Here is a 13969-nt window from a genome sequence, read left to right as displayed (position 1 = left end):
ATCGTATTTAATTCCTGTTAATCACATATTATTATAATTAAACCATTTTTGTCAACATTTAAATATTATCGATTAACCACTCGTTCGATATGAACCGTCAGATACAATTTTTCTTCATTGGTCAACTCATGGTTGTATTCCTTTTTGACAAACAACTCAATTTTCTCCGTGCACGCTGCGGCATCCGGATGTTTCTCCTTGATCATGTCATAGAAATGATCATAGTTGTTGTCGTAATGCGTGCCACTGAGCACACGCTGGGAGAAGAACTTCAGATGTGTGATAAAGCGAAAATAACTGAGAGAGTCCTCATCAAATTCCATTTTGAAATGATATTTCGCTATATTAATAATCTGCTGGATAAACTTCGTAATGTTCATCGTTGTAATAACTTCTTCGTTCATCTCTGCGTTGACAATATGAAGGGCAATAAAAGCGGCTTCATCGGGTGGAAGGTCAATATTCATACGGGTGTTGATCTGTTCCAGCGTCCTCAGGCCCAGTTCGAATTCGGGCTTGTACAACTGTTTGATCTCCCACATTAATGCATTCTTGATCTCCACGCCTTCCCGATAGCGTTCAATCGCGAAGTTAATATGATCCGTAAGGGATACATAGATGTTCTCATTCAGCTTTCGGCCCAAATTCTCACTTGCATACGTGATGATCTCTTCCACAATTTCAATCAGTTCCATCGGAACTTCGCGCAACAGCATTTTGAAATTATCGGATGTTTGTTTGTTTTTCAATGCAAATACTTTCTGGATGCGGGTCTCGTCTACTTTATCCCCCGGCTTTTTCTTAAAGGCAATCCCACGTCCCATCACCACAAGCTCTGCTCCATCCGCCTGATAGATGCTAATGACGTTATTGTTGATAACCTTTGCTATTTTCACTTCAATCCCCCCGTCACGTTCCACTCTCTTGGCAGTTATACATCGTCTTTTGGGCATACAAAAAAAACCTGAAGCATCACAAAATAAACAAGACATGGTGGTCTGCTTTTTTTGGTGCTTAGGTTTTGCCTACTTCGAGTAGTAACAATCCCAGAAACGATATAATTGCGTCAAGTATAGCGCGAACCTGACTATATGTCAACGCTTTCAATGTGGGGACAAACGGAAGTCCCATGGTTATATAAATTGAACTAGATAATATTTACACTAGCTACTCCGATGACAGAACAACCTTCCGATCGCTGTTATCCCCAGCTTTTTTCTGTCCTCTCCGTTTTGTGTAAATGTTTAGTTCAATTTATATAGATGAAACTTCCGATGTTTTATTGCCGTAAAAGACCATTTTAATTCAGAAAAATATAAATTACGCGTCACCCAGGTTTGTTCCGTTGGATTCGATCACATTTTTGTACCACTCAAAACTCTTCTTCTTCAGTCGTGTCAGCTCACCTTGACCTTCATTATTACGATCCACGTAAATGTAGCCATAACGTTTTCTCATCTCACCTGAGGAGGCACTTACAATATCAATAGGTCCCCAGCTGGTGTAACCGATGATGTTCACCCCATCCTGAATGGCCTCACCCATTTCAGCTACATGTCGTTTCAAGTAGTCAATCCGGTACGCATCATCCACTTCACCTTCCGGTGTAACCTCGTCATGGGCACCAAATCCATTCTCAACAACAAACAGCGGCTTCTGATAACGATCATGTAGTTGATTGGCGGTAATACGGAATCCTTTAGGATCAATCGTCCAGCCCCACTCGGACTTCGCCAGATATGGATTGGCTACCGAGCCAAATACATTACCACTGGTCATATTTTTGATAACTTCCGGATCGGTACTGGTTGTACGACTTGAATAATAACTGAATCCGATATAATCTACGGTATGATTCTTCAAGATTTCCGCATCACCCGGCTGCATAACAATGTTCAACTCGTGATCTTTGAAGAAACGTTTGGCATAACCCGGATATTCACCACGTGACTGCACATCGATGAAGAAATAGGACTCTCTATCTTTTTCCATGCCCTGGAACACATCTTCCGGATTACAAGTATACGGATAGAAGCTTCCTGCGGCGAGCATACACCCAATCATGGCACCAGGAATAATCTCATGACATGCCTTGACTGCCAGTGCACTTGCAACCAGTTGATGGTGAGCAGCCTGATATTGAATTTCCTTGATATTATCCCCTTCATTAAACGCCAGTCCCGCCCCAAGGAATGGAAGATGTAACAGCATGTTGATCTCATTAAATGTCATCCAGTATTTCACCTTGTCCTTGTACCGTGTGAATACCGTTGTAGCGTAAGTCTCGAAAAGCGTTACCAGTTCACGACTTCTCCAGCTGCCATACTTCTCGATCAGATGCACAGGCACATCAAAGTGAGCCAATGTAACCACAGGTTCAATGCCGTTTTTCAACAATTCATCAAATAGGTTATCGTAAAATTGTAATCCGGCTTCATTTGGCTGTGCATCTTCTCCTGTCGGGAAAATCCGTGCCCAGGCAATGGAGACACGCAGTGCTTTGAATCCCATTTCGGCAAATAGAGCAATATCTTCAGGGTAACGGTGATAAAAATCGATTGCTTCATGCGAAGGATAGAACTCGGTAGCAAGCGGCGTAAAAGCTGGAACATTGCCTTTCATAATACTTCTGCGGTTCTCTCCTGTCGGAAGCAAGTCAACAATACTCAGCCCTTTGCCATCTTCCAGATACGCGCCCTCCGCCTGATTGGCAGCAATGGCTCCACCCCACAGAAAATCTTTAGGAAATTTAAAATTCGTCATCATCATTCTCCTTCCAAATATGTAATTCAGCTATCCGCTCAAATCCTGAAAAATATTAAAAAGACAAAATATTTAAGTTGAACTACACAATTACACATAAACGGAGAGGACAGAAAAAATCTGGGGATAACAGCGATTGGAAGATTGTTCTGGCCGCGCAGTCGTCTCGTGTAAAATCGGTTGTTCAACTTAAATAGAAAAAACCCGAACCAGCCTGGGTACACGATTACGTGTAAACAAGCCAGCTCAGGTTATGCCCATATCGGTAACATTCCCAGATCATGATTATGCGGATTGGATAAAACTTTAGCAAGAATCAGAACAGTTGTCAACTTCTTGAAACTGGTTTAGCTTCGGATTGCTCACTACGATATTTGATAGAACGCAGCACATGTGCCGCCAAGAATCATCTGTTGTTCTGATATAGGTAGGGCATTAATGTGACTTACAATGAGACCGTATACTTCAGAATATGGAGCTGAAACGTTGCACACGGGCCAGTCGGACCCGAACATTAACCGTTCCGCACCAAAGGCTTCTATGGCGATATTCAGATAGGCTGTAAAGTCGCTAGCAGTCCAATTTGCCCAATCTGCTTCCGTCACCATCCCTGAAAGTTTACAATACGCATTAGGTTGTGCGGCCAATGACTCAAGTGCTTCTTTCCAGGGTGAGATTATACCTGATTTTATATCGGGTTTGGCTAGATGATCAAGGACAAATTTCTGTTCAGGAAACGTCTTAACCAATTCAACGGCATAAGGCAGTTGCTCCTTGGATACCAACAGATCGTATGCCAAATCATACTCCTTAAGCAATGAAATTCCGCGCTGAAAGTCTTCTCTCAATACATACTTCAGATCAGGTTCATCCTGTATGACATGTCGTACGCCCTTCAGATACGGATTAGACGCGAACAATTCAAGCTGATTCCGAACTTCATCCGAACAAAGGTCCACCCATCCGACAACACCTTTGATACATTCATGCCGATCTGCCAGCTGCAGAAGCCACTCGGTTTCTATCAGTGATTGTCTGGCTTGTACCGCAATACATCCCTCCAGTCCGGATTGGATCAATAAAGGTTTAAGATCTTCCGGAAGAAAAGATTGACGAATAGCTTTCATCTCTTCGCCAATCCATCCGTACTCGGCGACATTGTATTCCCAGAAATGTTGATGTGCATCCAGTTTCATATTAGATCCCTCCCAGGGTATTTAAATCTAATTATCATTAAAAAGCAACCACATGATTTTTATTTCAATGAAATAAACGCTTACTACACAATCTATCAATATGACAAAATCACTGATTTTTACATGATTTTTATTCCAATTGTGCAGGTATTGTCCAATATTAAATCATGATATAGTAAATTACGAAAACGCTTTCAGTACATAAATCGGTGGTGATTCCAGTATTACACAAGTGAATTTTTGTTTGCGTTGAGCTCTATTTCCACCCTGCTTAACCGCTATTCACGTTTAACCATTCTCTATTCGAAGGAGACTATATTAATGAAAAAAAACCGCAAATCAGTCCTTTCTCTTACGCTTGTGACTGCCATGATTCTATCTCTATTCTCCTCCGCTATGGCTTCAGCTGCAACTGACAACAGCGAACAGGCCAGTGCATCACCCGCTCCAAGCAAAATGCAGACCTACGTAAACGCCATGGAGCCTGGCTGGAATCTGGGTAACTCTCTGGACGCCGTTGGTGAGGATGAGACAGCCTGGGGCAACCCGCGCATTACAAAGGAACTAATTCAATCGATCGCAGCTGAGGGCTACAACAGTATCCGTATCCCTGTGACCTGGGAAGCCCATATCGGTGACGCACCCGACTACACAATTGATTCCGCTTACATGAATCGGGTTCAAGAAGTGGTAAACTGGGCCCTTGATGCGGATCTCTACGTCATGATCAATCTTCACCATGATTCCTGGCGTTGGATCAGTTACATGGAGAAAGACCATGACAACGTGCTTGCACGTTACAACGCTGCTTGGACTCAGATTGCGGACAAATTCAAAGATGCATCCGATAAACTCATGTTTGAAAGTGTTAACGAACCACGTTTCTCCGAAGGCGGCACAACGGATGCAGCGATTGGATATCGCATGCTGGACGAGTTGAATACTTCTTTTCACAAGATCGTAAGAACTTCGGGTGGAAACAACGAGACACGTCCACTTGTGCTTCCAACGATGCATACCTCTTCCGCTCAACCTGATCTGGATGAACTGAATAAGACCATTCAAAAATTGAATGACACCAATATTATTGCAACCGTTCACTACTACGGGTTCTGGCCATTCAGTGTGAACATCGCAGGTTACACCAAGTATAACGAGGAAGTACAAAAAGACGTTACCGACACATTTGATCGAGTATACAATGCTTTTACAGCGAAAGGCATTCCGGTTATCGTCGGTGAGTATGGCTTGCTTGGTTTTGACCAGCACACAGGTGTCATTGAGCAAGGCGAAAAACTGAAATTCTTCGAATTTGTTGGACAATATCTGCGTCAAAAACAGATGACAACGATGTTGTGGGATAACGGACAACACTTCGGTCGCACAAGTTTTACTTGGTCTGATCAGGAACTTTTCGATACCATGAAAGCCAGCTGGACAGGTCGCTCATCCACAGCCGAAACGGACCTCGTATATCTTAAACAAAATGAAGCCATTCAAGATAAAAAGGTAAAGCTCAATCTGAATGGGAACAAATTCAATTCGTTGAAAAATGGCACTACCCCTCTTGTAAGAGGTAAAGACTATACGATCAAAAAAGATGTACTTACGTTAAAATCCAATCTGTTAACCAAATTGACAGCCTCTGGTGATTTGGGCGTAAATGCCACACTCACGGCTGGATTCAATGAAGGTGCTGACTGGAACTTTAATATCATTAAATATGACACACCTAAGCTGAACGACGCAACTGGTACAACCAGTGCATTTGCCATTCCGACTACGTTTAACGGCAATCAGCTCGCCACGATGGAAGCAACATATGCAAACGGAGAGAACGCCGGCCCACAGAACTGGACTCCATTCAAAGAATTCTCCTACACATTTAGCCCAGATTACGAACGTAATGTGATTGAACTGAAACCTAACTTCTTCAATGAAACCAATGATGGCGAAGTCACGCTTAAGTTCCATTTCTGGAACGGAGATGTGCTGACGTACAAAATCACGAAAAATGGAACAAGCGTTGTTGGCGTAACTTCCAAATAAGAACTCATCTAACGTTCTGTTCAGAGCTTTAAGCTCTGGCAGAACGTTTTTTTGTTTCACCAACGACCGAATAACGTACAAGTAACCCTTCATACTTTTACAATAACTAGGACTGAGGGGGAAATGTCATGTTTAAGCGTGTAGACCGTCTTGCCATCGAATTACCCATATCCAATAATCCGGATCCTAATGGAGCTAGTGCAGTTCAGGAGTTGTTGGGTGGAAAGTTCGGGGAAATGTCAACATTGAACAATTATATGTTTCAGTCATTCAATTTCAGAGGCAGATCCAAGCTGCGTCCATTTTATGACATTGTTGCAAGTATTACCGCGGAGGAATTCGGCCATGTCGAACTTGTCGCCAATACGATTAACCTCATGCTTGAAGGTTCAACTTCACCAGGCGCCCCGGACTCTACCCCGCTACGTGTAGGCAAAGACGCACGGATGACTTCACATTTTATCGAATCGGCTCAGACAGCGCTCCCGTATGACTCCATGGGAAGACCCTGGAATGGTTCATATGTTGTGAGCAGTGGCAATCTGATCTTCGATCTGCTGCATAATTTCTTTCTTGAGTGCGGAGCCAGGACCCACAAAATGAGAGTCTACGAAATGACCGACAACAAAACAGCCCGAGAAATGACAGGATACTTGCTTGTACGCGGCGGTGTGCACGTTCTTGCGTATGCCAAGGCACTGGAAATTGCAACGGGTGTGGATGTAACGAAGATGTTCCCTATTCCACGACTGGATAACAAAGCTTTTGAAACGACACGTAAGTGGGAAGCGATGGGAGAACATCGCAGGCTGTACACGTTCAGCGACAAGGATTATCAGGGCATTGCACAGATCTGGAAAGGGACACACCCAACCGATGGCGGTAAACTGGAGGCTTTTGCCGGCTTGCCGGGTTATGGAGGGCCGGTACCTGAGCTGCCTGATCTGCCGGAAGAATTTGCGCCAGGGATATCCGCGGAAGATCTAATGCAGATTGCAGAGCGACTGAAACGGCATGCTGGTCTGTAGGCCGACGATTGCCATTTGTTTATTCATAGGGCGTCGATTGGATAACTGTAAAATGGTGCTCTCTTGCGTGCTAACTCACTTGGATTACTCAGATCACCGATGATCTGTTTCTTTAATTTCATACGATTGTACACAAAAAAGGGAAACGGGTGAGATGAATCTCTCCCCGCTTCCCACTTCACACGCCTCTATTGTGGCTCAGTAAATTTCACTACAAGTACCACTTCCCCATTGGCTTGCACACGACCGGTTGAGGTTGCTGTAACCGTTGCTATGGTTTCATTCCCGCTCGGAATCAGCACAGGTGTAATCACTGGCAGACCCGCAGCCTGAATGACATCCATGTCAAATTCAATCAACAACTGTCCTGCAGTTACACGATCTCCGCTATTCACATGCGCGGTAAAACCGTTTCCTTTCAGTCCAACCGTATTAATTCCGATATGAACCAGCATCTGTACACCTGTCTCATGCTCCAGAATCACCGCATGTTTACTCTTGTTCATGACATGTGCGATGACACCATCAAACGGTGCATACACTTTGCCTTCTGATGGCTCAATGGCGATACCCTCACCCATGTGTTTTTCCGAGAACGCCGGGTCAGGAACCTGCTCCAGAGCAACGACGGTACCATTCATCGGCGAAGCTATTTCGAGCAGTTCTACCTTAGGACGATTGCTTGTAACGGCATCCGTAACTGAATTAATATGCGGATTAGATTGCTCTGCTTTAACTTCAGTTGATGTTACTCCACTGTTTTCATGGCTCACCGCTTCTTCTGCAACCGGTTGATCCTTATATCCGAAGAACCAGGTAAGTGCAAATGCAATCGCCATGGCAACCACGTTGGACAAGATATACAACGGCAGTTGGCTGTTCAGATAAAGCAATGTTCCTGGAATAACCGTTACAGCCATACCTGTACCTTGCAGATGGAACAAGGAAGCGATGAAACCACCTACACCACCACCAACCAGTCCCATAATAAATGGTTTCATATAACGCAAGTTAACTCCGAAGATGGCTGGCTCGGTAATGCCCAGAAATGCGGACAAGGAAGAAGGTAATGCGAGTGCTTTGAGTTTCATATTTTTGGTCTTCAGACCAACTGCGAGACAAGCCGCTCCTTGTGCTGCCATGGCACAGGTAATGATGGCGTTGAACGGATTGAATCCCGTTTTCTCCAGTAGCTGAATCTCCAGGAAATTAAAGATGTGATGTACACCGGTAACAACAATAATCTGATGGAAGAATCCAATGATAATACCTGCGATGCCAAACGGAAGATCCAATACAGCAGTTGTTCCATGCAGCACCCACTCTTCTAGGGAATGGAATACGGGACCAATGGCGAAAAGGCCAAGCGTAATCATGACTGTCAACGTAATAAAAGGAGTCAGAATTAAATCCAATGCCTCTGGTACCCGTCTTCTTAATACCTTTTCAAACTTGGCTCCAATCAAACCTACAAAGAACGCAGGCAGAACCGATCCTTGATAACCCACGACAGGTATAAAACCGAACATATGCAGCGGCTGTGCTGATCCATCTGCCACCGCGTAAGCATTGGGTAATGCGGGATTGACCAGCATTAGCCCCAGTACAATACCTAGTACCGGACTTCCGCCGAATACACGGAACGCAGACCACGCTACAAGCGCAGGCAGGAATGCAAAGGCCGTATCCGTCAGGATTTGAGTGAACAACAGGAAATTGGCCGAGATATCATCCGGTGTTGCACCGAATAACGCCAGAATTTCATTCTGGGTAAGTAATCCGCGCAATCCCATGAACAGTCCTGTAGCTACCAGAACGGGAATGATGGGTACAAATACGTCACCAAACGTGCGGATCGCCCGTTGAAAAGCATTTCCTTCTTTTTTCCCCTGGCTCTTCACATCATCCTTGGACGTTCCTTCGATTCCCAGCTTCTCAACCTCTTCAAAGATTCGATTCACTGTTCCCGTACCAAAGATAATCTGGTATTGACCTGAGTTGAAAAAAGCTCCTTTCACCTTCTCGATGTTCTCGACCGTTTTCTGATCAATCTTTTCTTTATCTTTCACCATGATGCGAAGACGTGTTGCACAATGTGCAAATGATGCGATATTCTCTTTGCCCCCGATGGCATGAATGACTTCCTGGGCAATGCGTTGATTCTCCGACATGTTGTCTCATTCCTCTCACGTAATACTTAAAAACGCCATTTTGTTGCTTCAAAATCAGCTTTGCCGCCGTGTGCAAAAAAACGAATGTCCACGCTGTCCCGGTTTGGGAAAATGCGGCTGGTAAAGACCTCTTCCCCATCGTTCACAAAGATCTCGACGGAAGATGCATCTATGAACAGATGGAACTTAATCACTTCCGCAGTAAGTGTGCACTGTCGTACAACTCCGTTCTGTTCTGCCAACTTGGCACCAGACATCGTCCGATCCAAGACAACTTTCTGCTGAATCCGATCATACAGAATCACCGTCTTTTCAGTTCCATTTGCCCGGAATTCGATGCCTACAACCTCTGCTTCTACATTGCTTATCTCACATATCAGTTCATAGGTAATCCCATTAAAACCAGTGAAAGATCGGCTTTCATTGTTAATCGTTGCGCGAATATGAGTCCCTTCCTCTTGCAGACGCAATTGCATCATCTCTGTAACAGGTAACTGGATTAACTTGCTGTCTCGGAGTGACAATTGCCGAGGAATGGTCAGACAATGAGCCCAGCCACTATCGTCTGTCGGATATTCCAGATCGGGAAGTCCCATCCATCCAACCAGAATACGTCTTCCGTCCGGAGCCAGCATCGTCTGCGGAGCATAGAAGTCGAATCCACGATCCAACTCCTGAAATTCACCATGATTGAACTCTCTTGTCTGTAGATTGAGCGGCTCACCGATCAGATAACCGGATTGAAAAATATTCTGATAATGATCTCCCGCAGCGTCTATTCCTTGTGGGGAAAAGACAAGCACACCTTTCCCGTCCATCTCCATATAATCCGGGCATTCCCACATGTAACCAAAGGAGGTTAATTGCGTACGAATTTCACCAAGAAACTCCCAGTTTCTCAGATCAATGGAGCGATACAGCACCGTACATCCCGTCTCGTCTGTTCTCTGCGCACCAATTACACCATAATACGTGTCTCCTTGTTGCCACACCTTGGGATCTCTGAAGTGTTCCGTGTATCCGTCTGGCACAGATGAGATCACTGGATCATTCAGTTTGGATACTGAACCGCTTTCATCCATAACTGCCAAGCATTGATACGGATGTCTGACCCAAGCCTCATCCCTCGTATTGCCCGTGTACAGCAAGTGCAGCTTGCCGTCTTTTTCAATCGCGCTACCGGAATAAGCTCCGTGTGAGTCATACCTGCCACCCGGTTCGATTCCAATCCCGACATTTTCCCAGTTCACCAGATTCTTCGAGCGGGTATGATACCAGTATTTCATGCCATGTTCTGTCCCAAGTGGAAACCACTGATAGAACAGATGATAATAGCCTTGATAATATGCAAAGCCGTTAGGATCATTAAGCAGACCTGTTATCGGCTGAATGTGATAACTCTGTCGCCAAGGACATACGGATATCTGTGCTTCAAGCTTCGCAATCTCTCCAGGCTCCGCTTGCTCAATTCGTCTGTAGCGTTGCTCTCTAGTCATTTTCATAGCTGTTCTCCATTCTTGCTTATATAAGTTAGACCAAGAAATTTCACACTGGGACTACGATGGCAGAACAATCCTCCGATCGCTGTTATCCCCAGATTTCCTGATCCCTTTTCTAAAGGGTGAAATCCGGTGCTAAAGGCGAACACTACGTTTCTTCAGATTTTTTCTGCCCTCTCCGTAAATGTTTATTTCTTATTTAACTTATACGAAAATCAAATATAGGAACCGGTTCCGTTGAATGCAAAAAAAATAATTCCATATGGCATTAGTGCCTGCCCGTGTTCGCAAATCCGCATTGGATACTCATAGTGGAACCGGTTCGATGGAATTATCATAAAGGATGTTTTTATAATTTGTCAACGCTTTCTCGAGGAATTAGTTCTACGTCCAGTGTTGTTCGTTCCTCCACCGACTCGCCTTTGACCAGACGAATAATGTGATTAGCCGCTACTTTGCCCGCCTGCAAATAATGATATTTCACAGTCGTCAGCGTGGGGTGAATCATCTCCGTAATATCGTATCCGCCAAATCCGGTAACAGACAAATCTTGCGGTATGCGGATTTTATTGGAGAACGCAATCTTCATCACACCCAGTGCAATATTATCCGTAGCCCCGACAATGATCGTTGGTGTGATTTCTTTCAGAATGGCTTCAGCGGTAATGATGGCTTCCGACATCTTGAAGCTTGTCTCATAATACTTCACATCACATCCACCACACTCGGCGATTGCTCGCTGGAATCCTTGTTTACGATAGATCCCTACCGCCCGATCCTTCTCGCTAACTCCGATATACACGATCTTGCGATGACCCTGTTCGACGACATATCTGCCCATCTCATAACCTGCCTGGTCATCATTGTGAACCAGACTATGTAGTTGCTCATGCTGCTGCCCCACCAACAACACGGGGATACGTATGTCCTCCACTGCTTTCAGATGTGCTTCAGTCACTTCAGCAGCCAACAGAATAATACCCGATACCTTCTGTCGTGCAAAATCATAGATGGCATCAATCTCGCGTTGCATGTCCTGACTTGTATTTGCGATCAGCATCTGATACTGATTACTCCGCAGTTCTTCATCAATTCCGATCAATGTCTGTGATGTTGCAAAAGAATCCAGTCGCGGCACTACCGTACCGATAATACTGGTCTTCTTAGCCTTCAGACTCTGTGCAAATGTGTTGGGAACATAATTGTATTGTTTGATGATGCGCTCAATCTTCTGGCGTGTATCTTCACTAACCGATCCGCCGTTCAGGAAGCGAGAGACCGTGCTTTTTGCCACGCCTGCCATCTGAGCGATATCAGAAATCGTTTTATTCATAAAGACTCCTCTTATTTTCATTAGCTAGTTTACCTTATATTATACTTCGAATCGCAAACCCATGGCGAATTTGATTCAACTCCATTTATCGTACATCTATTGTACATTCCCGATGTAATAGCAAAAGCCCGATGGCAATGTGACGTTCATACCGAAGTATGATCCACATTCATCAGGCTGTTAAGCTTCCATATACACGTTTGCACAGACCATTAAGGCAAGGATAATCCCTATCCCTGCTGACTCAGACCTCAATAATAATTGGCAAGATCATAGGTCTTCTCTTTGTTTGCGCGTAAATATAGTGACCGATCTCGTCTTTCAGCTTTCTTTTGATCACATTCCACTGATTCACCCCAGCCCCGGTCAACTCATCCATCCGGTTTAGAACAAGCTCATGGATCTCATGCATGAATTCTTCCGAATCCTTAACAAATACAAACCCTCTGGAGATGATTTCGGGTGAGGCAACCATTTGTTTCTCCGTTTTGCTCAATGTGGTTACGATCACCAGCATGCCATCGGAGGACAGTTGCCTGCGGTCGCGAAGTACAATATTGCCGACATCACCCATGATCAGACCGTCTACGAGACTATTTCCTGATGCAATTTTTGGACCCAGCGAAGCAATGCCGTCTTTGTACTGGACCATATCCCCATTATTCACGATAAACACATGATCACGTTCTATGCCTACGGATTCAGCAAGCAGTCTGTGTTGATACAACATGCGAAATTCACCGTGGATCGGAATCAGATAATCCGGTTTCATCAGGGTAAGCATCAATTTGAGTTCTTCCTGACTGCCGTGCCCGGATACATGCATCCCAGCAGCACCACTTGAACCATATATCACACGTGCTCCGAGAACATACAGGTTATCAATTACATGTGCAAGATTCCGTTCATTACCCGGAATGGCACCGGCAGCAATAATGACCGTGTCCCCTGCGTTTATTCTTACGTGAGGATGTTTACCGGATGCCAAACGTGACAATGCTGCCATCGCTTCACCCTGGCTACCAGTGCATAATACAACAACTTGTTCAGGTGGAAACTGATCCGAATCGATAGCTTCAATCAGCAATCCGTCAGGAACTTGCAAATACCCCAATTCACTGGCCACCGATACCACATTCACCATACTTCTGCCCAACAGTGCCAGTTTGCGGCCCGTCTCGAATGCTGCATTCACAATCTGCTGTACCCTGCTGACATTCGACGCAAAGGTCGAGATGAATACTTTTTGTTTTGCACGGATAAAGGCATCCAGAATGTGGTCTCCCACAACACGCTCGGAAGGTGTAAATCCGGGTCTTTCTGCATTGGTACTCTCGGAGAGCAAAATATGGACACCCTGTTTGCCAATCTCGGCCATACGGTGCAGATCTGGGAAAGGTCCATGTACAGGCGACATATCAAATTTGAAATCTCCGGTATGCACAACATTGCCTGCTGGGGTCTGAAAAAAGATACCAAGACAATCCGGTATACTATGGCTGGTTGCGAAAAAGGAAACCTCGATTCCTCCCAGCGTAATGCTGGAGTGAGCATCGATCGTATGCAGATCCGCCTTGCGCAGCAGCCCATGCTCCTTCAGTTTTAGTTCGATCAGCCCACGAGTGAGCCTGGAGGCATACACCGGGATGTTCATTTGTTTTAACAAATAGGGAATGCCACCAATGTGATCTTCATGTCCATGGGTAACCACAAGACCCCTTACTTTATCCAGATTGTCCAGCAGATACGCTACATCCGGAATGATTAGATCAATACCAGGCAATGTCTCATCGGGAAACTTCGAACCACAGTCAATCACGATGATGTCCTGATTGTACTGGATGAAATACATATTCTTCCCTATTTCATTCACGCCGCCAAGTGCAGCGATATACAGTTTGTTGTGGGATAGATTCAACTCCATTATTCC

The 13969-nt window shown here is 44.8% G+C and carries 9 protein-coding genes; 2 read left to right on the top strand and 7 right to left on the bottom strand.

Annotated features, from left to right (window positions below; genetic code table 11):
* Positions 1-65 precede the first annotated feature (65 nt).
* The 3 genes from MKY66_RS13460 to MKY66_RS13450 form a co-directional block, all read right to left on the bottom strand.
* The gene (locus MKY66_RS13460; RefSeq protein WP_076214857.1) at positions 66-896 is read right to left on the bottom strand and encodes a PRD domain-containing protein; all 831 of its coding nucleotides are present in this window, start codon (positions 894-896) and stop codon (positions 66-68) included.
* A gap of 424 nt (positions 897-1320) precedes the next feature.
* On the bottom strand, positions 1321-2763 hold the full coding sequence (locus MKY66_RS13455) for a 6-phospho-beta-glucosidase (RefSeq protein ID WP_076214854.1): 1443 nt from the start codon (positions 2761-2763) through the stop codon (positions 1321-1323).
* A gap of 365 nt (positions 2764-3128) precedes the next feature.
* Positions 3129-3959: an amidohydrolase family protein gene (locus MKY66_RS13450; RefSeq protein WP_076214852.1), complete on the bottom strand. Its 831-nt coding sequence runs from the start codon at positions 3957-3959 to the stop codon at positions 3129-3131.
* 321 nt (positions 3960-4280) lie between these two features.
* On the opposite strand from MKY66_RS13450, the gene MKY66_RS13445 reads away from it, so the two are divergent.
* Together MKY66_RS13445 and MKY66_RS13440 are read left to right on the top strand one after the other, a co-directional pair.
* Positions 4281-6008 carry a cellulase family glycosylhydrolase gene (locus MKY66_RS13445; protein WP_076214849.1) on the top strand — a complete coding sequence of 576 codons (1728 nt, stop codon included), beginning with the start codon at positions 4281-4283 and terminating at the stop codon, positions 6006-6008.
* 128 nt (positions 6009-6136) lie between these two features.
* Positions 6137-7036, top strand: a complete 900-nt coding sequence (locus MKY66_RS13440; RefSeq protein ID WP_076214846.1) for a manganese catalase family protein — start codon at positions 6137-6139, stop codon at positions 7034-7036.
* A 188-nt stretch (positions 7037-7224) separates the two neighbouring features.
* On the opposite strand, the gene MKY66_RS13435 is transcribed toward MKY66_RS13440, so the two are convergent.
* The 4 genes from MKY66_RS13435 to MKY66_RS13420 all read right to left on the bottom strand — a co-directional run bounded on the left by MKY66_RS13435 (position 7225) and on the right by MKY66_RS13420 (position 13963).
* Positions 7225-9207: a sucrose-specific PTS transporter subunit IIBC gene (locus MKY66_RS13435; RefSeq protein WP_076214844.1), complete on the bottom strand. Its 1983-nt coding sequence runs from the start codon at positions 9205-9207 to the stop codon at positions 7225-7227.
* Positions 9208-9233: 26 nt separating this feature from the next.
* Positions 9234-10709, bottom strand: coding sequence for a sucrose-6-phosphate hydrolase (locus MKY66_RS13430; protein ID WP_076214841.1), 1476 nt, complete (start codon positions 10707-10709; stop codon positions 9234-9236).
* Positions 10710-11055: 346 nt separating this feature from the next.
* Complete coding sequence (locus tag MKY66_RS13425; protein WP_076214838.1) at positions 11056-12039, bottom strand: LacI family DNA-binding transcriptional regulator; 984 nt, start codon at positions 12037-12039, stop codon at positions 11056-11058.
* 244 nt (positions 12040-12283) lie between these two features.
* The gene (locus tag MKY66_RS13420; RefSeq protein ID WP_179088567.1) at positions 12284-13963 is read right to left on the bottom strand and encodes a ribonuclease J; all 1680 of its coding nucleotides are present in this window, start codon (positions 13961-13963) and stop codon (positions 12284-12286) included.
* Between the last annotated feature and the right edge of the window lie 6 nt (positions 13964-13969).

This window comes from Paenibacillus sp. FSL R5-0766, assembly GCF_037971845.1.
Taxonomy (GTDB): Bacteria; Bacillota; Bacilli; order Paenibacillales; family Paenibacillaceae; genus Paenibacillus.
The sequence above is the reverse complement of the archived record's forward strand: the minus strand, read 5'-3'. Positions and strand labels throughout refer to the sequence as shown.

Coding starts and splice junctions, on each gene's coding strand:
- MKY66_RS13455 (WP_076214854.1), bottom strand. CDS start 2,763: ATGACGAATTTTAAATTTCCTAAAGATTTTCTGTGGGGTGGAGCCATT.
- MKY66_RS13450 (WP_076214852.1), bottom strand. CDS start 3,959: ATGAAACTGGATGCACATCAACATTTCTGGGAATACAATGTCGCCGAG.
- MKY66_RS13445 (WP_076214849.1), top strand. CDS start 4,281: ATGAAAAAAAACCGCAAATCAGTCCTTTCTCTTACGCTTGTGACTGCC.
- MKY66_RS13440 (WP_076214846.1), top strand. CDS start 6,137: ATGTTTAAGCGTGTAGACCGTCTTGCCATCGAATTACCCATATCCAAT.
- MKY66_RS13435 (WP_076214844.1), bottom strand. CDS start 9,207: ATGTCGGAGAATCAACGCATTGCCCAGGAAGTCATTCATGCCATCGGG.
- MKY66_RS13430 (WP_076214841.1), bottom strand. CDS start 10,709: ATGAAAATGACTAGAGAGCAACGCTACAGACGAATTGAGCAAGCGGAG.
- MKY66_RS13425 (WP_076214838.1), bottom strand. CDS start 12,039: ATGAATAAAACGATTTCTGATATCGCTCAGATGGCAGGCGTGGCAAAA.
- MKY66_RS13420 (WP_179088567.1), bottom strand. CDS start 13,963: ATGGAGTTGAATCTATCCCACAACAAACTGTATATCGCTGCACTTGGC.